Annotated in this window: 17 protein-coding genes; 14 read left to right on the top strand and 3 right to left on the bottom strand. The window is 70.6% G+C overall.

All coding sequences use genetic code 11. The annotated features are described in order from the left end of the window. Positions 1–15: 15 nt before the first annotated feature. The 6 genes from rplT (at position 16) to AB0395_RS37735 (ending at position 6,470) form a co-directional block, all read left to right on the top strand. Positions 16–399, top strand: a complete 384-nt coding sequence (rplT, locus tag AB0395_RS37760; RefSeq protein ID WP_012892552.1) for a 50S ribosomal protein L20 — start codon at positions 16–18, stop codon at positions 397–399. A gap of 72 nt (positions 400–471) precedes the next feature. Continuing rightward, positions 472–1,287 carry an RNA methyltransferase gene (locus AB0395_RS37755; RefSeq protein WP_366289594.1) on the top strand — a complete coding sequence of 272 codons (816 nt, stop codon included), beginning with the start codon at positions 472–474 and terminating at the stop codon, positions 1,285–1,287. A gap of 77 nt (positions 1,288–1,364) precedes the next feature. Beyond that, entirely contained in the window at positions 1,365–2,447 is a 1,083-nt protein-coding gene (locus tag AB0395_RS37750; protein WP_366289591.1) for an ATP-binding protein, read from the top strand. A 121-nt stretch (positions 2,448–2,568) separates the two neighbouring features. Then, a complete protein-coding gene (pheS, locus tag AB0395_RS37745) occupies positions 2,569–3,618 on the top strand; it encodes a phenylalanine--tRNA ligase subunit alpha (RefSeq protein WP_366289660.1) in 1,050 nt (349 codons plus the stop codon). Next, positions 3,618–6,134 carry a phenylalanine--tRNA ligase subunit beta gene (gene pheT, locus AB0395_RS37740; RefSeq protein ID WP_366289589.1) on the top strand — a complete coding sequence of 839 codons (2,517 nt, stop codon included), beginning with the start codon at positions 3,618–3,620 and terminating at the stop codon, positions 6,132–6,134. The genes pheS and pheT overlap by 1 nt, the downstream gene beginning before the upstream one ends. A gap of 90 nt (positions 6,135–6,224) precedes the next feature. Continuing rightward, positions 6,225–6,470: a hypothetical protein gene (locus AB0395_RS37735; RefSeq protein WP_366289587.1), complete on the top strand. Its 246-nt coding sequence runs from the start codon at positions 6,225–6,227 to the stop codon at positions 6,468–6,470. A 14-nt stretch (positions 6,471–6,484) separates the two neighbouring features. On the opposite strand, the gene AB0395_RS37730 is transcribed toward AB0395_RS37735, so the two are convergent. The 3 genes from AB0395_RS37730 to AB0395_RS37720 form a co-directional block, all read right to left on the bottom strand. Then, the gene (locus tag AB0395_RS37730) at positions 6,485–7,063 is read right to left on the bottom strand and encodes a Uma2 family endonuclease (RefSeq protein WP_366289657.1); all 579 of its coding nucleotides are present in this window, start codon (positions 7,061–7,063) and stop codon (positions 6,485–6,487) included. A gap of 86 nt (positions 7,064–7,149) precedes the next feature. Beyond that, a complete protein-coding gene (locus AB0395_RS37725; RefSeq protein ID WP_366289584.1) occupies positions 7,150–8,454 on the bottom strand; it encodes an MFS transporter in 1,305 nt (434 codons plus the stop codon). Between the two features lie 69 nt (positions 8,455–8,523). Next, positions 8,524–10,185 (bottom strand): class I adenylate-forming enzyme family protein, encoded by a 1,662-nt coding sequence (locus tag AB0395_RS37720; RefSeq protein WP_366289581.1) that lies wholly within the window; start codon positions 10,183–10,185, stop codon positions 8,524–8,526. Between the two features lie 268 nt (positions 10,186–10,453). Between AB0395_RS37720 and argC the strand changes: the two genes are divergently transcribed. The 8 genes from argC (at position 10,454) to argH (ending at position 19,163) form a co-directional block, all read left to right on the top strand. Beyond that, a complete protein-coding gene (gene argC / locus AB0395_RS37715; protein WP_366289578.1) occupies positions 10,454–11,476 on the top strand; it encodes an N-acetyl-gamma-glutamyl-phosphate reductase in 1,023 nt (340 codons plus the stop codon). Further along, complete coding sequence (gene argJ / locus AB0395_RS37710) at positions 11,473–12,627, top strand: bifunctional glutamate N-acetyltransferase/amino-acid acetyltransferase ArgJ (protein WP_366289575.1); 1,155 nt, start codon at positions 11,473–11,475, stop codon at positions 12,625–12,627. The genes argC and argJ overlap by 4 nt, the downstream gene beginning before the upstream one ends. A gap of 74 nt (positions 12,628–12,701) precedes the next feature. Next, positions 12,702–13,652 carry an acetylglutamate kinase gene (gene argB, locus AB0395_RS37705; RefSeq protein WP_366289654.1) on the top strand — a complete coding sequence of 317 codons (951 nt, stop codon included), beginning with the start codon at positions 12,702–12,704 and terminating at the stop codon, positions 13,650–13,652. 53 nt (positions 13,653–13,705) lie between these two features. Next, positions 13,706–14,854: an acetylornithine transaminase gene (locus tag AB0395_RS37700; protein ID WP_366289652.1), complete on the top strand. Its 1,149-nt coding sequence runs from the start codon at positions 13,706–13,708 to the stop codon at positions 14,852–14,854. Then, on the top strand, positions 14,847–15,932 hold the full coding sequence (gene argF / locus AB0395_RS37695; protein ID WP_366289573.1) for an ornithine carbamoyltransferase: 1,086 nt from the start codon (positions 14,847–14,849) through the stop codon (positions 15,930–15,932). The genes AB0395_RS37700 and argF overlap by 8 nt, the downstream gene beginning before the upstream one ends. An 8-nt stretch (positions 15,933–15,940) precedes the next feature. Beyond that, complete coding sequence (locus AB0395_RS37690; protein WP_366289649.1) at positions 15,941–16,435, top strand: arginine repressor; 495 nt, start codon at positions 15,941–15,943, stop codon at positions 16,433–16,435. Between the two features lie 68 nt (positions 16,436–16,503). Then, positions 16,504–17,703, top strand: a complete 1,200-nt coding sequence (locus AB0395_RS37685; RefSeq protein ID WP_366289570.1) for an argininosuccinate synthase — start codon at positions 16,504–16,506, stop codon at positions 17,701–17,703. A gap of 41 nt (positions 17,704–17,744) precedes the next feature. Then, positions 17,745–19,163, top strand: coding sequence for an argininosuccinate lyase (gene argH, locus AB0395_RS37680; RefSeq protein WP_366289568.1), 1,419 nt, complete (start codon positions 17,745–17,747; stop codon positions 19,161–19,163). Positions 19,164–19,210: the final 47 nt, after the last annotated feature.

Genomic DNA, 19,210 nt, shown 5'->3' with positions numbered 1-19,210 from the left:
GGGAGATAGATACACATGGCACGCGTGAAGCGGGCGATCAACGCCAAGAAGAAGCGCAAGGTCGTTCTCGAGCGGGCGAAGGGCTACCGGGGGCAGCGCTCCAGGCTGTACCGCAAGGCCAAGGAGCAGATGCTCCACTCGATGACCTACGCCTACCGCGACCGCAAGGACCGCAAGGGCACTTTCCGCCGTCTGTGGATTCAGCGCATCAACGCCGCTGCCCGCCAGAACGGCATCACCTACAACCGCCTCATCCAGGGGCTGCGGCTTGCCTCCATCGAGGTTGACCGCAAGATCCTCGCTGACCTCGCGGTCAACGACGCCGCCACGTTCGCGACGCTGGTCGAGGCCGCCAAGAAGGCGCTGCCGGCCGACGTGAACGCGCCGGTCGCCGGCTGAATCCGGCACTGACGAGTATGCGGCCCACAGCGATCACGCTGTGGGCCGTATTCGCATTCTTGGGGGACGGGCATGGCGGGATCTGAGCTGACCAACATCAAGTCGCCGAGGGTCAAGGCGGCGAGGCGGCTGACCAAGCGCGCTTTCCGGGACCGTGACCGATCCTTCCTCGCGGAGGGACCGCAGGCGGTCCGCGAGGCGCTGGCGCTGGACGGTGTCGTCACCGAGTTGTTCGCCACCGCGGAGGCGCAGACGCGGCACGCCGAGATCGTGGCCGCGGCGGCGGCCGCGGGAGTGCCCCTGCACCGGGCCAGCGGCGAGGTGATGGCGGAGCTGGCCCAGACCGTCACCCCGCAGGGACTGCTGGCGGTGTGCCGGTTCGTGCACGCGCCTCTCGAAACCGCCGTCACCGAGGACAGCAAGCTGGTGGCCGTGCTCGCCCACGTCCGCGACCCCGGCAACGCCGGGACTGTGCTGCGCACCGCCGACGCGGCGGGAGCCGACGCGGTGGTCTTCACCGACGCCTCCGTCGACCCCTACAACGGCAAGTGCGTGCGGGCCAGCGCGGGAAGCCTGTTCCACCTGCCCGTCGTCACCGGGACACCGGTCGCGCGGACCGTGCAGAGGCTCAAGGCCTCGGGCCTGCGGGTGCTCGCCGCGGACGGCGCGGGAACGCGGACGCTGGACGACGTCGACCTGTCGGGGCCGACCGCGTGGATCTTCGGCAACGAAGCCTGGGGCCTGCCGGAGGAGATCCTGGGGCTGGCCGACGAGGTGGTCAGGGTGCCGATCTACGGCGGGGCCGAGAGCCTCAACCTCGCGACCGCCGCCGCGGTGTGTCTGTACGCATCTGCCCGGTCTCAGCGTGCCCGTCCCCTGAGCGGGTGACGCCCCCCGCTCCGAGGCTGCCGGAGAACGCGGGAAACCCGCTATTGTCGGCGTTGTAGCGTCGAGGAGGCGGGGTCGTGCACGGCGAACACACCGACGAGCGGAGCACTGATCCCGCCTGTGTGATCGACGTCAACGATCTTCCCGACGGCCTCGTCGTGACCGATCGGGACGGCCACGTGCTGACCGTCAACCGGGCCGCGACCCGCCTCACCGGGATCAGGCAGGACCAGGCGGCGGGCCGGCACCTGCGGGACGTGTTCTCCTTCAGGGACCACGACGGCCGCGACTGGTGGAAGTGGCTCGACACCTACGGCGGGCTCTCAACCCGCATCCGTCAGCCCGAGTTGCCGTTGCGCACTCCCGGCGGTCAGGAGATGCTCGTCGCGGCCCGCCTGGTGCGCAGGCCCGAGCGGGGAGGCGAGATCGTCCGCGTGGTGATCACGATGCGCGACGCGGGTGCGAGGGCGCGCCTCGAGCGCAGCCGCGCCGACCTGGTCTCGACCGTCGCCCACGAGCTCCGCTCCCCGCTGACCAGCGTCAAGGGGTTCACCGCGACCCTGCTCGCGAAGTGGACCCGCTTCACCGACGACCAGAAGCTGGTCATGCTGGAGACGGTCAACGCCGACGCCGACCGGGTCACCCGGCTGATCACCGAGTTGCTCGACGTGTCCCGTATCGAATCGGGACGCCTTGAGATCCACCGTCAGGTGGTCGACATCCCGGCCAGGACACGGAAGATCATCGCCGGGCGGGTCGCCGCGGGAGAGGCGGAGGAGCGCTTCCGGCTCGAGGTGCGGGGCGAGCTGCCGGAGACCTGGCTCGACCAGGACAAGATCGACCAGGTGCTGGCAAATCTGCTGGAAAACGCCGTGCGCCACGGACGCGGTACGGTGACAATAGTCGTCGAGCCGAACCAGTGGGGAGTGACCGTGTCCGTCCGTGACCAGGGAGAGGGCATCCCGCCCGAGCTGGCCACGCGCGTGTTCCGGCAGTTCTGGCGGGGCAACGCCCGCCGACGCGGTGGCACAGGGCTCGGCCTGTTCATCGTCAAGGGCCTCGTCGAGGCTCACGGTGGCACCATCTCCGTGCAGCGGGGGCCCGAAGGCGGGGCCGAGTTTCGATTTATGGTGCCCACCGGCACCCCTGACTTCGCCTGAGCGCGGATGCAAGCCCGGTGGGCCTCCCCGACTAGACTCATGGCCGCTCAAGCCCTGGATTCGGAGCTCTCTCTTGTCTAACTACGACCCGGTCGAGGTGACCCCGCTGCACGCCGACGAGATGGCGCGCATGCAGGCCGACGCGCTCGACGCCATCAAGGCGGCGCGCGACCTCGACGAACTCAAGCAGGTACGGCTCGCGCACGCCGGTGACCGCTCGCCGATCGCCCTGGCCAACCGCGAGATCGGCGCGCTCCCGCCCGCGGCCCGCGCCGAGGCGGGCAAGCGCATCGGCGGCGCCCGCAAGGCCGTCGCCGAGGCCCTCGCCGAGCGCCAGGCACAGTTGGAGGCCGAGCGTGACGAGCGGGTCCTCGTCGAGGAGACCGTCGACGTCACACTGCCCTGGGACCGTGCCGCGCGCGGTGCCAGGCACCCGCTGACCACCTTGCAGGAGCGCATCGCGGACGCGTTCGTCGGGATGGGCTACGAGGTGGCGGAGGGACCCGAGCTGGAAGGCGAGTGGTTCAACTTCGACGCGCTGAACATCTCGCCCGACCACCCGGCGCGCTCCGAGCACGACACCTTCTTCGTCGAGTCCGTCGACTCGGGCAAGGTGCTGCGCACGCAGACCTCCCCGGTGCAGATCAGGGCCCTGCTGAGCCGCCCGCTCCCGGTCTACGTGATCTCGCCGGGCAAGGTGTTCCGCACCGACGAGCTCGACGCGACCCACACCCCGGTCTTCCACCAGGTCGAGGGGCTGGCGATCGACGAGGGTCTGACGATGGCCCACCTCAAGGGAACCCTTGACCGGTTCGCCGAGGTGATGTTCGGAGAGGGAATCACCACCAGGTTCAGGCCGAACTACTTCCCGTTCACCGAGCCGTCCGCCGAGATGGACCTGCGGTGCTTCGTGTGCCGCGGGGCCTCCGCGGTGCCGGGCAACCCGCCGTGCCGTACGTGCAAGTCGGAGGGCTGGATCGAGTGGGGCGGCTGCGGCATGGTCAACCCGCGGGTGCTCGTCGCCTGCGGCGTCGACCCGGGCCGCTACAGCGGTTTCGCCTTCGGCATGGGCATCGAGCGCACGCTGATGTTCCGCCACAACGTCGAGGACATGCGCGACATGGTCGAGGGAGACGTGCGCTTCACGCTCCCGTTCGGGATGGAGGTCTGATGAAGGTCCCGCTTTCATGGCTGCGGGAGTACGTCGATCTCCCCGCCGCCACCGCCCACGAGGTCGCCGACAGGCTCACCGCCGCCGGTCTCAAGTTGGAGGCCATCACCTCCTACGGGCACGACGTCAAGAACGTGGTGGTCGGCGAGGTGCTCTCCATCGAGGAGCTGCAGGGCTTCAAGAAGCCCATCCGGCACTGCCAGGTCGAGGTCGGAGAGGCCGCGCCGCGTGAGATCGTGTGCGGTGCGACCAACTTCGTCGTCGGGGACCGGGTGCCGGTCGTGCTGCCCGGCGGCGTGCTGCCCGGTGGTTTCGAGGTCGGCGCGCGCAAGACCTACGGGCGGACGTCCGAGGGCATGATCTGCTCGGAGCGCGAACTGGGGCTGAGCGACGAGCACAACGGCATCATGGTGCTGCCCGAGGGCACGCCCATCGGCGCCGACGTGGTCGAGCTGCTCGGCCTGCGCGACGACGTGATCGAGATGGAGATCACCCCGGACATCGGCTACGCGCTGTCGGTGCGCGGGGTGGCCAGGGAGGCGGCCACCGCCTTCGGCGTGGCGTTCCTCGACCCGGCCGACGTCTCCCCGCCCGCCGAGTCCGCTCCGTCCTACCCGGCCTCGATCGCCGACCCGACCGCGTGTGACCGTTTCGTGCTGCGGGAGATCCAGGGCTTCGACCCGGCGGCGCAGAGCCCGCTGTGGATGCGGACGCGCCTGTCCCGCGCGGGCATGCGGCCGGTCTCGCTGGCGGTGGACGTCACCAACTACGTGATGCTCGAGCTCGGCCAGCCCCTGCACGCCTTCGACGCGACGAGGCTGGACGGCGAGATCGTCGTGCGCCGCGCCGAGCCCGGCGAGAAGCTGGAGACCCTCGACCACGTTGTGCGCACGCTCGACCCCGAGGACATCCTGATCACCGACCGCTCGGGCGCGATCTCGATGGCCGGGACCATGGGCGGCCTGACCACCGAGATCTCCGAGACCTCGACCGACATCGTGATCGAGGCGGCGCACTTCTCCGCCAGCGGCGTCGCGCGGATGTCCCGTCGCCACAACCTGGTCAGCGAGGCGTCGAAGCGCTTCGAGCGGGGCGTCGACCGGGAGCTTCCGCTGTACGCCTCGTGGCGCGCGGCCCAGCTTCTGGCCGAGCTGGGCGGCGGCACGATCCAGCCCGGCGTGACCCACGCCGCGATCGAGATCGAGCCCGTCCAGGTCTCCATCCCGAGCGACTACCCCGGCAGGGTCGCCGGGACCGTCTACGACCGCGAAGTGGTGGTCCGCCGCCTCGAGCAGGTCGGCTGCACGGTCGTGAGCGGCTCGGTCGCCCCCGTGGACGACCTCGCCGCCAAGCTCGCGGTCACCGGTGACGACATGCTGACGGTGACCCCGCCGTCATGGCGGCCCGACCTCACCGACCCCAACGACCTGGCGGAGGAGGTCATCCGCCTCGAGGGATACGAGAACCTTCCCTCGATCCTGCCGGGTGCCCCCGCGGGCGCGGGTCTGACCGAGGGCCAGCGGCTGCGCCGCAGGGTCGGCAGGGCGCTGGCGGCCTCCGGCTACGTCGAGATCCTCGCCTACCCGTTCATCGGGGAGCGTGACCTCGACAATCTGCAACTGTCAGAGGGCGACGATCGCCGCCTGGCCGTACGGCTGGCCAACCCGCTCAGCGAGGACGAGCCGCTGCTGCGGACCACGCTGCTGCCCGGTCTGCTCAAGACGCTGGTCCGCAACGTGGGCCGGGGCTTCGGCGACGTGGCGCTGTTCGAGACGGGCCTGGTCTACCGGCCGTTCCAGGACGCGCCCGCGACCGCGCCGGTGCTGGGCGTCGACCGCAGGCCCGACGAGGAGGAGCTCGCCTCGATCGAGTCGGCGCTGCCCGCCCAGCCGGTGCGGGCGGGCGTCGTGCTGGCGGGCGAGTTCGAGCGCTCCGGCTGGTGGGGCGAGGGCCGCGCGGGAAGCTGGGCCGACGCCGTCGAGGCCGCCCGCGTGGTGGCCCGCGAGGCGGGCGTCACCCTCGACGTCCGCGCGGACCGGCACGAGCCGTGGCACCCGGGCCGCTGCGCCGCACTGTACGCCGGGGACGTGCTCGTCGGGCACGCCGGTGAGCTGCACCCGCGCGTCATCGAGGCCTACGGCCTGCCGCCGCGCACCAGCGCGATGGAGCTGGAGCTGACCCGCCTCGAGCGGCTGCTGTCGGGCCCGGAGCAGGCGTCCGGCATCTCCTCCTATCCGATCGCAACCCAGGACGTCGCGCTCATCGTCGACGGCTCGACGCCCGTCGCCACCGTCGAGGCGGCGCTACGCGAGGGGGCGGGCGAGCTGCTGGAGTCGATCCGGCTGTTCGACGTCTACACCGGGGCTCAGATTGGCGAGGGCAGGAAGTCTCTGGCCTACTCCCTGCGGTTCAGGGCGGCCGACCGGACGCTGACCGTCGAGGAGACCACCGCTGCCCGCGACGCCGCCGTCGCACTCGCGGGTGAGCGCACCGGGGCTCAGCTCCGCGGCGTCTGATCGAAGAAGACCGGACCGCGAGACGGATCCGGCACGGCCCCGGCGGTCACGAGCTTCGTGGCCGCCGGGGCCTTCGCTCGGGGAGGGGCAATGAGGCATCTGCTGGTGTTCGCCGAGCGCGAGGACGCGGAAGAGGTCGCCGATCTGGTGGCCGAGGAGTTTCCCCTGGCGGGCGCGCCCTCGGTGGTGCGGGAGACCCTGGCGGGCGAGGACGACGCAGAGGACGCCCAGTGGCTCGTGGTTGTCGAGGATCCCGACGAGGCCCTGCCCCCGGAGGCCCTGGCGCGGCTTGAGGCCCTCGCCGAGGAGTACGACGGCTGGCGTGAGCCGGGCTGAGGTTCGCGCCCGGGTCAGAGCTGGTCGATCTCCGTCAGATCGATGTCGATGTCGAACGGGGCCGGCAGCTTGAGCCGGTCGTGGTGCATGCCGGTGAGCACGTAGGAGCGGGCGACCGGGTCGAGCTCGTAGACGTAGACCGCGGGCCTGCCCGCCTGGTTCTCCACCAGCCAGAAGTGGGGGATGCCCGCCTGGGCGTACAGCGCGGGTTTACGATTGCGGTCGCGGTCCTCCGAGTCGGGGGAGACAACCTCGACCACGAGCACGACGTCCTGCGCCTGGTAGGCGGTCTGCTCGGGACCGTGCTCCGCGGAGGCGTGGATGACGCTGATGTCCGGCTCAGGCCGCTGCCGCCTGCCCAGCACGACGCTCATCTCCCGGCGCACGCGAAGATCTGCCGGAGCGGTCCGACGGAGGCCTGTCTCCAGGAGGTACAGGACACGAGTGTGGAAGGAAGCCTGAGGACTCACGAAGACCAAGCTTCCATCAATCAACTCTGTGTGTGCGGGCAATTGCGGAATGTTGTCGAGGTCTTCGGCGGTGAAGCCCTCCGGCGGGGGAAACGCCCAGGCGGGCAGTGACGACTCCGTCATCTCCGGGCTCCGTACATCGACCGTCATGCTCCCACAGTAGCAACGAGGTTCCGCTCAGTGAGCGTAGTCGCCCAAGCCTTTCGCTGTCAGGTCTCGGCGAGGGCCTCACGGCGGGCCCGTTCCCGTAGCGCGTGTTCGTCGGTTCGGGCGTCGTAGCGGCGGAACCTCGGCAGCAGCGCCGCCATCGCCGCGACCGCGCCGACGCACAGCACACCGCCCGCGCCAAGGGAGAAACGGGCACCGCCGAGCTGGGCCATCAGGCCCGCTCTCGCGTTGCCGAGCATCGGGCCGCTGGTGTAGGACAGCAGCTCGATCCCGGCCAGACGGCCCCGCAGCTCGTCGGGGATGGTCTGGTTCCAGATGGTCGACCGGAAGATGCCGCTGACCATGTCGGCCGCCCCGGCCAGGGCCAGGCAGGCGAAGATCCCCCAGACGGTCGGCATGACGGCCGCCGCCGCGACCGCGACGCCCCAGACGACCGCCGCGACGATGACGCCGAGACCCTGCCGATGGACGTGGGCGGTCCAGCCGGAGGTGACGGAGGCGATCAGCGAGCCGACGGCGGAGGCGGAGAAGAACAGGCCGACCGCCTGGGGGACGCCGAGCTCGCCCGCGAGGAAGGGGTACAGCGCGGTGGAGAAGGCGAAGACCATCGCGGCGACGTCCACCAGGTAGGTGCCCATCAGGTCGGGACGTCGTACGGCGTAGCGGACACCCTCGACCAGCGCCCCGATCGTCGCCGGAGGCGCGTACTCGGACTGCCGTGGCACCCTGACCAGCCAGAGCAGCAGCAGGGAGACCAGGAAGGTGGCCACGTTGAGCCCGTAGGCCGCGGCGACGCCGAACGTGGCGGCGATCAGGCCGCTGAGCCCGGGGGCGACGATGGCGCCGAGGTTCCAGCGGAACCCGGCCAGCGCGGCGGCGGCGCCGAGCTGGTCGTGACTGACCACCCGGGGCATCAGCGCCTCCATGCTGGGCCGCTGCAGGCTGCCGAGGCCCGCGGTGAGGGCGCCGACCACGTAGAGCACCCAGATCTGCGGCCTGGGCAGCAGGGCGTTGACCGTCAGGATCAGCACCGTGACGCAGAGTCCCGCCTCGGTGTAGAGAATGATCTTGCGCCGGTCCAGTGCGTCCGCGATCGCCCCGCCCCAGAGCCCGCACAGCACCATCGGCACGAACTCGGCGACGCTGACCAGGCCGACCGCAAGGTAGGAGCCGGTGAGCTCCTTCATCTGCAGGGGGAGGGCGACCAGGGTGAGGAAGGTGCCGAACATCGTGACCACGCCCGAGGCGAACAGCAGCCGGAAGTCCCGTGAACTGCGGAGCGGACCCAGGTCCATTCCGATTCTGCGCAGCAGCGTTCCACGGGATCGATCGGGATTCTCAGGCACGAACAGACAGTCTTGACATCAAGCCATGCCGAAGCAAACGCTTTTTCGCGGGTCGTCGCGGGAGCCAGGTCAGGAGCCGAGGACCTCCCGGCGCAGGCGTGTCTTGAGGATCTTGCCGCCGGGGTTGCGGGGAAGCTCGGCCTCACGGACCCAGAACCGGATGGGGATCTTGAAGGGCGCGATCCGCTCGCCCAGAAACGCCCGCAGCTCCTCGGCCGTCGCGGGTGAGGCCAGCCGGACCACCGCGCCGACCTCCTCGCCCAGCTCTTCGTGCGGGATGCCGATCACCGCGACGTCGTCGACCGCGGGGTGCTCGAACAGTGCCGCCTCGACCTCGGCGCAGTAGACGTTCTCGCCGCCGCGGATGACCATGTCCTTGACCCGGTCCACGATGTACACGAAGCCCTCCTCGTCCACCCGCGCCAGGTCGCCGGTGCGCAGCCAGCCGCCCGCGAAGGTCTCCTCGGTGGCCTGAGGGTGGTTCCAGTAGCCGAGGATCACGTTCGGGCCGCGCAGGCAGAGCTCGCCGACCTCGCCGACCGGCACCTCGTGGCCCGCGGGGCCGGTGATCCGCACATCGACCACGGGCACGGGAAGGCCGACGCTGTCGGGCTTGGCCAGGTAGTCCACGCCGCCGTTGTTGATGGCGAGGGCGGTGGTCTCCGTCATGCCGTACCCGTTGGAGGGGGAGCGGCTCGGCAGCAGCCGGGTGAGGCGCTCGAGCAGTCTCGGCGGGGCGGGGGCGCCGCCGTACCCGAGGGCGGTGAGGCTGGAGATGTCGAACCCGTTAAGGCCGGGATGGGACAGCAGCTGCCACACGTTGGTCGGCACGCCGCTGAAGGTGGTGACTCGCTCCCGCTCGATGAGCTCCAGGGCCCGCCCCGCGTCCCACCGGTACATCAGTACCAGGCTGTTGCCGCCGAACATGGTGGTGGTCATCACCGCGAAGCAGCCGGTGGCGTGGAACAGGGGCACGGTGAGAAGCGTGACGCGGCGTTTTCCCGCCGCCCGCGCCGGATCCCTGCCCGCCCTGACCGCGCTGCGCGTCATCCCGTAGGCGACCGTCATCGGCGACTGGCCCAGATTGCGGTGACTGCCCAGCGCGCCCTTCGGGCGCCCCGTCGTGCCCGAGGTGTAGAAGATGGTCGCCGGGTCCTCCGGAGAGAGCTCGACCGGCGGTGGCGTCACGCGGGACTCGACCGCCCCGAGCACATCGTCGAAGGTGCGGGCGCCCTCGGGTGCCTCGCCGCGCGCCACGATCAGGGACTGTGTCAGCCCCGCGAGCAGGGCGGCGCGCTCGCCGTCGGCGATCAGCACCTGCGCTCCCGAGTCCGACAGGCCGAACTCCAGCTCCTTCGCGGTCCACCACGCGTTGAGCGGTACGGCGATCGCCCCGGCGGCCAGCACGGCGGAGAAGGCGATCACCCATTCCGGATAGTTGCGCATGGCGATGGCCACCCGGTCGCCCTTGGCCACGCCGTACTCCTCGACCAGGCGCCGCGCCAGCGTGGCGGCCCGCAGGAAGTGCTCCTCGTAGGTGACCCGCTCGTCCTCGTAGACGAGGAAAACCTTCTCCCCGTGGAGCCTGCTCATCTCCAGCAGCGCGCGGAAGTGGGCAGGAGCGTGCTTCCAGGTCCTGACCATGCCGCCGTTGCCGGGGGCCTCCTCCATCTCGAAAAGCCGCCCTGGGGCGGTGAGCTGAGCCTGGACGTGCTCGTGGGGCACTGTCATGCGTTCGTACTCCCCAGGGGCGAGGGGGTGGGAAACGTCACGATACCGAACGGTATGTAGATTCGGCGGGGCCGGGGGTGGCGGTCATCCCATCCCACGCATGATCATGCGTGGAAATATGTACCTTAGTGCGAAGTTTTGCAAGAAAGGGTCGGCTCCGTCTGGGGGAATCGGCCCCCCCCTGCTTGCATGGTGATCCCTCAACATGCATAATCTCTCTAGTAAGTTCATGAGTAAAAATGCATGAATATGCAGGGCTGGGGGACGGATGAAAGCGGCGATCGCCGGTGCCAGCGGCTATGCCGGAGGCGAGATCCTGCGCCTGCTGCTGTCCCATCCCGAGATCGAGATCGGTGCGCTGACCGCCGGATCGAACGCGGGCACCCTCCTGGGCGCCCATCAGCCCCACCTGGCCCCGCTGGCCGACCGGACGCTCCTGGACACGACCGAGGAGACCCTCGGCGGCCACGACCTGGTCTTCCTTGCCCTCCCGCACGGCCAGTCCGCTGCCGTCGCCGCACAGCTCGGCGAGGACACGCTGGTCGTCGACTGCGGCGCCGACTTCCGGCTCACCGACCCCGCGGCCTGGGACCACTTCTACGGCGGCGTTCACGCGGGTGCCTGGCCGTACGGCCTGCCCGAGCTGCCCGGCCAGCGCGACAGGCTGCGCGCGACCCGTAGGATCGCCGTCCCCGGCTGCTACCCCACGGCCGTCACCCTGGCGATGTTCCCCGCCTTCGCCGCCGGCCTCGTCGAGCCCGACGTGGTCGTGGTCGCCGCCAGCGGCACGAGCGGGGCGGGCAAGTCGCTCAAGCCGAACCTGCTGGGCAGCGAGGTGATGGGCTCGGTCGGCGCGTACGGCGTCGGCGGTGTCCACCGGCACACCCCCGAGATGGAGCAGAACCTCTCCCCGCTCGCGGGCGCCCCGGTGAAGGTCTCCTTCACCCCCCTGCTGGCCCCCATGAGCCGTGGCATCCTCGCCACCTGCACGGCGCCCGCCAAACCCGGAGTCACCGCCCAAGTCCTGCGCGAGGCCTACCAGGCCGCGATGAAGGACGAGCCGTTCCTGCGGTTGCTGCCGGAGGGGCAGTGGCCCGCCACCTCGATGACCCTCGGCGCCAACACCGCCGCCGTCCAGGTCGTCCTGGACGAGCGTGCGGGACGCGTCGTCGCCGTCGTCGCCATCGACAACCTCACCAAGGGCACCGCGGGAGGCGCGATCCAGAGCGCCAACCTCGCGCTCGGCCTGTCAGAAGAGCTCGGCCTTCCTCTCAACGGAGTCGCCCCATGAGTGTGACCGCCCCCCTCGGCTTCAGGGCAGCGGGCATCGCCGCCGGCATCAAGTCCAGTGACGCCCGCGATCTGGCACTGGTCGTCAACGACGGCCCGTCACGCGCCGCGGCAGGTGTCTTCACGAGCAACCGCGTCAAGGCCGCGCCGGTCCTGTGGTCCCAGCAGGTGCTGGCCGGAGGCCGGGTCAGGGCCGTGGTGCTCAACTCGGGCGGCGCGAACGCCTGCACCGGGCCGCTCGGCTTCCAGGACACCCACGCCACCGCGGAGAAGGTCGCCGGGGCTCTCCAGGAGTCCGCGGGCGAGATCGCGGTCTGCTCGACCGGCCTGATCGGCGAGCGGCTGCCGATGGACGCGCTGCTCGACGGGGTCGACGTCGCGGTCTCGCAGATCAGCAGGGACGGCGGCCTCGCCGCCGCCGACGCCATCCGCACCACCGACACCGTCTCCAAGATCTCCTTCAGACGGGGCGAGGGCGGCTACATGGTGGGCGGCATGGCCAAGGGCGCGGGCATGCTCGCCCCCGGTCTGGCCACCATGCTGTGCGTGATCACCACGGACGCCGACGTGCCCGCAGAGCAGCTCGACACCGCGCTCCGTGAGGCGACCAGGGTCACCTTCGACCGGCTCGACGCCGACGGCTGCATGTCGACCAACGACACCGTCCTGCTGCTGGCCAGCGGCGCCTCCGGCGTCACCCCCGACCTCGGCGAGTTCGGACAGGTGGTCCGCGCTGTCTGCGCCGACCTCGCCCGCCAGCTCCTGGTGGACGCCGAGGGCGCGACCAAGGCGATCGCCATCGAGGTCATCGGCGCCGCCTCTGAGGAGGACGCTGTCGTCGTCGGGCGCGCGGTCTCCCGCTCCAACCTGCTCAAGTGCGCCATCTATGGCGAGGATCCCAACTGGGGCCGGGTGCTGTCCGCGGTCGGTACGACCGACGCCGTCTTCGAGGCGGACCGGCTCAACGTGGCCATCAACGGCGTGTGGATCTGCCGCGGCGGTGCCGCGGGAGACGACCGGTCCAAGGTGGACCTGCGCCCTCGCGACGTGACGATCACCGTCGACCTTTCCGCGGGCCCGCACGCGGCGACGATCCACACCACCGACCTCACCGCGGCCTACGTCCACGAGAACTCGGCGTACTCGTCGTGAACACCGGAACCGGCACTGGAACCGGCACTGGAACCGGCACTGGAACCGGCACTGCCTCCAGGACCCAGACCGCCCTGGCCAAGGCCCACACGCTGATCGAGGCGCTGCCCTGGCTCGCCCGGTTCCAGGGCGCGACCGTCGTCATCAAGTACGGCGGGAACGCGATGACCGAGGAGCACCTGCGGGAGAAGTTCGCCGACGACATCGTCTTCCTGCGCTACGCCGGGCTCAGGCCGGTGATCGTGCACGGCGGGGGCCCGCAGATCAACGCCCAGCTCGACAGGCTCGGCATCGAGTCCACCTTCACCGCGGGCCTCAGGGTCACGACCCCCGAGGCCATGCAGGTCGTCAGGATGGTCCTGGTCGGGCAGGTCAACCGTGACGTTGTCGGCCTGATCAACCGGCACGGGCCGCTCGCGATCGGGATGTCCGGCGAGGACGCGCACCTGTTCACCGCGGTTCGCAAGCACGCCGTCGTCGACGGCGCCACGGTCGACATCGGCCAGGTCGGCGACATCGTCGACGTCGAGGCCGGAGCGGTGCAGGCACTGCTGGACGATGGGCGCATCCCGGTCGTCTCCTCGATCGCGCGCAGCGAAGACGGCACCGTCTACAACGTCAACGCCGACACCGCGGCCGCGGCTCTCGCCGTCGCGCTTCGGGCGTCCAAGCTGATCGTCCTCACCGATGTCGAGGGCCTCTACCGCGACTGGCGCCCCGACGCCGCCGACGGCGAGAACGAGGTCATCAGGCGGTTGTCCGCGACCGAGCTCGACCTGCTCCTGCCGGGCCTGTCCAGCGGCATGGTGCCCAAGATGGAGGCGTGCCTGACCGCGGTGCGGGGCGGTGTGCCCCAGGCGCACGTGCTCGACGGCAGGGTGCCCCACTCGGTGCTGCTGGAGATCTTCACCGACGAGGGCGTCGGCACCATGGTGCTGCCGGACGCCGCCAAGGCGCCGGCCGTACCCGATCTGGTCAAGCGGCGGCTGAGCGCCACCATACGGCTGAACGGAAGTGAAACGTGAGCAAGCAGCCTCGCCCCTCGGAAGTGCTCAGCGAGCGCTTCGAGGCAGCCTTCATGCCCAACTACGGCGTGCCCCCGGTCGCGCTGGCCCGCGGCGAGGGCTCGAAGGTCTGGGACGTCGACGGCACCGAGTACCTCGACCTGATCGGCGGCATCGCGGTCAGCTCCCTCGGTCACGCCCACCCGGCGCTGGTCGAGGCTGTCTCCCGGCAGGTCGCCACGCTCGCGCATACCAGCAACCTGTTCCTGCACGAACCCGAGGTGCTGCTCGCGGAGCGGCTGATCGGCCTGCTCGGCGCCCCCGCCAGGGCGTTCCTCACCAACTCGGGCACCGAGGCCAATGAGGCGGCGCTCAAGCTCGCCATCAAGTACGGCAGGGCGAACGGCCGCACCTACTACGTCGCGGCGGAGAACGCCTTCCACGGCCGGACCCTCGGCGCGCTCTCGCTGACGGGCAAGCCGTCGATCCGCGACCAGTTCGGCCCGTTCCCGGTGGACGTCCGCTTCGTTCCCTACGGCGACGCCGACGCGCTGAAGAGCGCCGTCACCGGCGAGTGCGCCGCGGTCTTCCTGGAGCCGACCCAGGGCGAGGCCGGGGTCGTTCCACCGCCGGACGGCTACTTCAGGGCGGCGAGGGAGATCTGCGACGCGACCGGCGCGCTGCTGGTCGCCGACGAGATCCAGTCCGCGATCGGCCGCACCGGACACTGGTTCGCCCACCAGCACGATGGCGCCCTGCCCGACGTGCTGACCCTGGCCAAGGGGCTCGGCGGGGGCATGCCGATCGGCGCCTGTATCGGCTTCGGCCCCGCGGGCACGATCTTCGCCAAGGGCGACCACGGCTCGACCTTCGGTGGCAACCCCGTCTCGGCTGCCGCGGCGCTGGCCGTACTCGACACCATCGAGAACGAGGGGCTGCTCGAGCACGTCCTGGCCGTCGGCGCCCAGCTCGCCGACGGCATCGCCGCGATCGACCATCCCCTGCTCGAGGGCGTCAGGGGGCGGGGACTGTGGCTGGCCATCGTCCTGACCTCGGACCGCTCGGGGCAGCTCCAGGCGGCCGCGCAGCGCGCGGGTTTCCTGGTCAACGCCCTGCAACCGAACGCCGTACGGCTCGCGCCCCCGCTCGTGATCACCTCAGAGCAGGTCGCCGCCTTCGTGGCCGCTCTCCCCGCCCTCCTCGACGAGGCGTCCGATGACTAGGCCCGGCGCGGCCCAGGCGTCGAACGGGCAGGGCGCGGACCCGGCGCAGGATGGGCAGGGCGCGGACCCGGCGCAGAACGGGCAGAGCGCGGACCCGGCGCGGGTCAGGCACTTCCTGCGTGACGACGACCTGTCGTCCGCGGAGCAGGCCGAGGTGCTCGACCTGGCCGCGGCCATGAAGAAGGACCGGTACGGCTACCGCCCCTTCGAGGGCCCGCAGACGGTCGCCGTGCTCTTCGACAAGCCGTCAACCCGCACCAGGATCTCCTTCACGGTGGGCATCGGCGAACTCGGCGGCCTGCCCATGATCATCGATGCCGGATCCTCGCAGATGGGCAGGGGCGAGGCCATCGAGGACACCGCCCGGGTCCTGGAACGCCAGGTCGGCGCCATCGTGTGGCGCACCGCGGGGCAGGAAAGGATCGAGGCCATGGCCTCGGCGTCCTCGGTGCCGGTGGTCAACGCGCTGACCGACGAGTTCCACCCCTGCCAGATCCTCGCCGACCTGCAGACCGTCAGGGAGCACTTCGGCAGGGCCGCCGGGCTCACCCTGGCCTACCTCGGGGACGGCGCGAACAACATGGCGCACTCCTACCTGCTGGGCGGAGCCCTCGCGGGCATGCACGTGCGGATCGGCGCTCCCGCCGGGTACCAGCCGGATCCCGAGATCCTGCGGCGGGCCGGTGAGATCGCCGCGAGCACCGGCGGCTCGGTCGCCGTGCTGCCGGACGCGGGTGACGCGGCGACGGGCGCGGACGTCGTCGCCACCGACACCTGGGTCTCGATGGGCCAGGACGGCAAGGAGCAGCGGGTCGCCGACCTGATGCCCTTCCAGGTCAACGCCGAGCTGATGGGCAGGGCGGCCCAGGGGGCCGTCGTGCTGCACTGCCTGCCCGCCTACCGGGGGCTTGAGATCTCCGCCGACGTTCTCGACGGCCCGCAGAGCCTGGTGTGGGACCAGGCGGAGAACCGGCTGCACGCCCAGAAGGCGCTGCTGCACTGGCTGGTCTCGGAGGCCGGGCGAGGACCGGCCGTCCCGGAACAGGCGGGGCGGACGTCCGGGGAGGGAACGCCGTGACGATCCCCATGACCAAGGTGGCCCGCCAGGCGCGGATCGCCGAACTCCTGGCGCGGCAGCCGGTCCGCTCCCAGCCTGACCTGGCTAAGCTTCTCCTGGAGAGCGGGGTGGAGGTCACCCAGGCCACCCTCTCCCGTGACCTGGACGAGCTCGGCGCGCTCAAGCTGCGCGCGGAGGACGGATCCCTGGTCTACGCCCTGCCGGGCGAGGGCGGCGGACGGATCCCGCTGGCCAGGCTCGGCGGCGGTGAGTCACCGGCCGCCCGGCTGAGCCGGATCGCGGAGGAACTGCTCGTCTCCGCGGATGCGTCAGCCAACCTGGTGATCGTGCGCACGCCGCCGGGCGCCGCCCAGTTCCTCGCCTCTGCGATCGACCACGCGGGCTGGAAGTCCATCCTCGGAACGGTGGCCGGAGACGACACGATTCTCGTCATCAGCCGCGACCCGATGGGCGGAGAGGCGGTCGCGGAGGCACTGCTCCGACACGCCGACCGACGTATCTAGCCCGCTCGCGCGGGCCGCCCCAGCTCAATCCGAACATCTGTGACACAAGTACTTGGGAGATATCGATCATGACTGACCGGGTCGTACTCGCCTTCTCAGGCGGCCTCGACACCTCCGTCGCCATTCCGTTCCTCGCTGAGAAGACCGGCGCCGAGGTCATCGCCGTGGCCGTCGACGTCGGCCAGGGCGGCGAGGACATGGAGGTCATCCGTAAGCGGGCCATCGACTGCGGCGCGGTCGAGTCCGTCGTCGTCGACGCCCGCGAGGAGTTCGCCGCCGACTTCTGCGTGCCCGCCCTGCAGGCGAACGCCCTCTACATGGACCGCTACCCGCTGGTCTCCGCCCTGTCCCGGCCGCTGATCGTCAAGCACCTGGCCGCGGCGGCCAAGCAGTTCGGCGGCACCCACGTCTCCCACGGCTGCACCGGCAAGGGCAACGACCAGGTCCGCTTCGAGGCCGGTCTGGCCGCGCTCTTCCCCGAGCTCAAGGTCATCGCCCCGGCCCGCGACTACGCCTGGACCAGGGACAAGGCGATCGCCTACGCCGAGGAGAAGAACCTCCCGATCGAGACCAGCAAGAAGAACCCCTACTCGATCGACCAGAACATCTGGGGCAGGGCCGTCGAGACCGGTTTCCTCGAGGACATCTGGAACGGCCCCATCGAGGACGTCTACTCCTACACCGCCGACCCCGCCGAGCCGCGCGAGGCGGACGAGGTCATCATCAGCTTCGTCAAGGGTGTCCCGGTGGCGCTCGACGGACGGCACCTGACCCCGTTCCAGATCATCGCCGAGCTCAACCAGCGCGCGGGCGCCCAGGGCGTCGGCAGGCTCGACATGGTCGAGGACCGGCTCGTCGGCATCAAGTCCCGCGAGGTCTACGAGGCGCCGGGCGCCATCGCGCTGATCACCGCGCACATGGAGCTGGAGAACGTCACAGTCGAGCGCGACCTGGCCCGCTTCAAGCGGTCGGTCGACCAGCGCTGGGGCGAGCTCGTCTACGACGGCCTGTGGTTCTCCCCGCTCAAGAAGGCCCTGGACGTCTTCATCGCCGAGGCTCAGCAGCACGTCACCGGCGAGATCAGGATGACCCTGCACGGCGGCAGGGCCACGGTCACCGGCCGTCGTTCCGAGGCCTCGCTGTACGACTTCAACCTCGCCACCTACGACACCGGCGACACCTTCGACCAGTCCCTGGCCAAGGGCTTCGTCGAGTTGTGGAGCCTGCCCTCCAAGATCGCGTCTGCGCGGGACGCCCGGCTGGCCTGATTGGGCTAAGGTCGCGGATTGGAATGGGGAGGAGAACAACGGTGACTGATGGTGGTAAGCCGATGCGGCTGTGGGGCGGCCGGTTCGAAGGAGGTCCGGCCGACGCGCTGACCCGGCTCTCGGTGAGCGTGCACTTCGACTGGCGGCTCGTGCCGTACGACCTGCTGGCCTCGCGCGCGCACGCCCGGGTGCTGCACCGCGCGGGCCTGCTCACCGAGGACGAGCTGGTGCGCATGATCGGCGCCCTGGACGACCTCGAGCGGGCCTGCAAGGCAGGCGAGTTCCGGCCGACCGTGGCCGACGAGGACGTCCACACCGCGCTGGAACGCGGGCTGCTGGAACGCCTCGGCACGCTCGGCGGCAAGCTCCGCGCGGGCCGCAGCCGCAACGACCAGGTCGCCACCGACCTCAGGCTCTATCTCCGCGACCACGTCAGGCACATCGTGTCCAGGCTGGTCGAGCTGGAGACCGCGCTGATGAGCCAGGCCGAGGAGCACGCGGAGACCGCCGCTCCCGGCATGACCCACCTGCAGCACGCGCAGCCGGTCTCCTTCGGCCACCAGCTCCTGGCCCACGTCCACGCCTTCGCCCGTGACATCGAGCGGCTGCGCGACTGGGACAGGCGCGCAGCCGTCTCCCCGCTCGGCTCTGGCGCACTGGCGGGCTCCTCACTGCCACTGGACCCGCAGGCCGTGGCGAGGGAGCTGGGCTTCGACTCCGCCGCGCCCAACTCGATGGACGCCGTGGCCGACCGTGACTTCGCGGCGGAGTTCCTGTTCGACGCGGCGATGATCGGCATGCACCTGTCGAGGCTGGGCGAGGAGATCGTCCTGTGGGCCTCACAGGAGTTCCGCTGGATCGAGATGGACGACGCCTACTCGACCGGCTCGTCGATCATGCCGCAGAAGAAGAACCCGGACGTCGCCGAGCTGGCCAGGGGCAAGAGCGGCCGTCTCATCGGCAACCTCATGTCGTTGCTGACGACGCTCAAGGGCCTGCCACTGACCTACAACCGCGACCTGCAGGAGGACAAGGAGCCGGTATTCGACTCCGTCGACACCCTGCTGCTGGTCCTGCCCGCGGTGGCAGGTCTGGTCGCGACCATGCGCGTCAACACCGCGAAGCTGGAGTCTTCTGCCCCTGACGGGTTCGCGTTGGCGACCGACCTGGCCGAGCTGCTGGTCCGCCGGGGCGTCCCCTTCAGGGAGGCGCACGAGGCGGTCGGCCACCTGGTCGTCTGGTGCCAGGTCAACGACAAGGACTTCGACCAGCTCACCGATGAGGAACTGCTCAAGGTCTCGCCGCACTTCACGCCCGATTCCCGGGAGGTGCTGTCGGTGCCGGGTGCGCTCGCGGCCCGCAAGGCGCACGGCGGTACCGCCCCCGACCGGGTGCGCGACCAGCTCATCGAGCTGAGGGAGACCGTCGACGGCCAGGCCGCGTGGGCGAGCGGCAGCTGACGTCCGGCGAGAAGTCCGGCGACGGATCCGGTGAGCAACTGCTCACC

Origin of the sequence: Streptosporangium sp. NPDC051023, assembly GCF_040689595.1 — a bacterium.
Taxonomy (GTDB): Bacteria; Actinomycetota; Actinomycetes; order Streptosporangiales; family Streptosporangiaceae; genus Streptosporangium.
This window is presented reverse-complemented; position numbering and strand designations above follow the sequence as displayed.

Bases quoted from the DNA above. Each gene is read 5' to 3' on its own strand.
- argC (WP_366289578.1), top strand. From the start codon at position 10,454: ATGAAAGCGGCGATCGCCGGTGCCAGCGGCTATGCCGGAGGCGAGATC.
- argF (WP_366289573.1), top strand. From the start codon at position 14,847: ATGACTAGGCCCGGCGCGGCCCAGGCGTCGAACGGGCAGGGCGCGGAC.
- AB0395_RS37730 (WP_366289657.1), bottom strand. From the start codon at position 7,063: ATGACGGAGTCGTCACTGCCCGCCTGGGCGTTTCCCCCGCCGGAGGGC.
- AB0395_RS37690 (WP_366289649.1), top strand. From the start codon at position 15,941: ATGACCAAGGTGGCCCGCCAGGCGCGGATCGCCGAACTCCTGGCGCGG.
- AB0395_RS37755 (WP_366289594.1), top strand. From the start codon at position 472: ATGGCGGGATCTGAGCTGACCAACATCAAGTCGCCGAGGGTCAAGGCG.
- pheT (WP_366289589.1), top strand. From the start codon at position 3,618: ATGAAGGTCCCGCTTTCATGGCTGCGGGAGTACGTCGATCTCCCCGCC.
- AB0395_RS37685 (WP_366289570.1), top strand. From the start codon at position 16,504: ATGACTGACCGGGTCGTACTCGCCTTCTCAGGCGGCCTCGACACCTCC.
- AB0395_RS37720 (WP_366289581.1), bottom strand. From the start codon at position 10,185: ATGACAGTGCCCCACGAGCACGTCCAGGCTCAGCTCACCGCCCCAGGG.
- pheS (WP_366289660.1), top strand. From the start codon at position 2,569: ATGGCGCGCATGCAGGCCGACGCGCTCGACGCCATCAAGGCGGCGCGC.
- argJ (WP_366289575.1), top strand. From the start codon at position 11,473: ATGAGTGTGACCGCCCCCCTCGGCTTCAGGGCAGCGGGCATCGCCGCC.
- rplT (WP_012892552.1), top strand. From the start codon at position 16: ATGGCACGCGTGAAGCGGGCGATCAACGCCAAGAAGAAGCGCAAGGTC.
- AB0395_RS37735 (WP_366289587.1), top strand. From the start codon at position 6,225: ATGAGGCATCTGCTGGTGTTCGCCGAGCGCGAGGACGCGGAAGAGGTC.
- AB0395_RS37700 (WP_366289652.1), top strand. From the start codon at position 13,706: ATGCCCAACTACGGCGTGCCCCCGGTCGCGCTGGCCCGCGGCGAGGGC.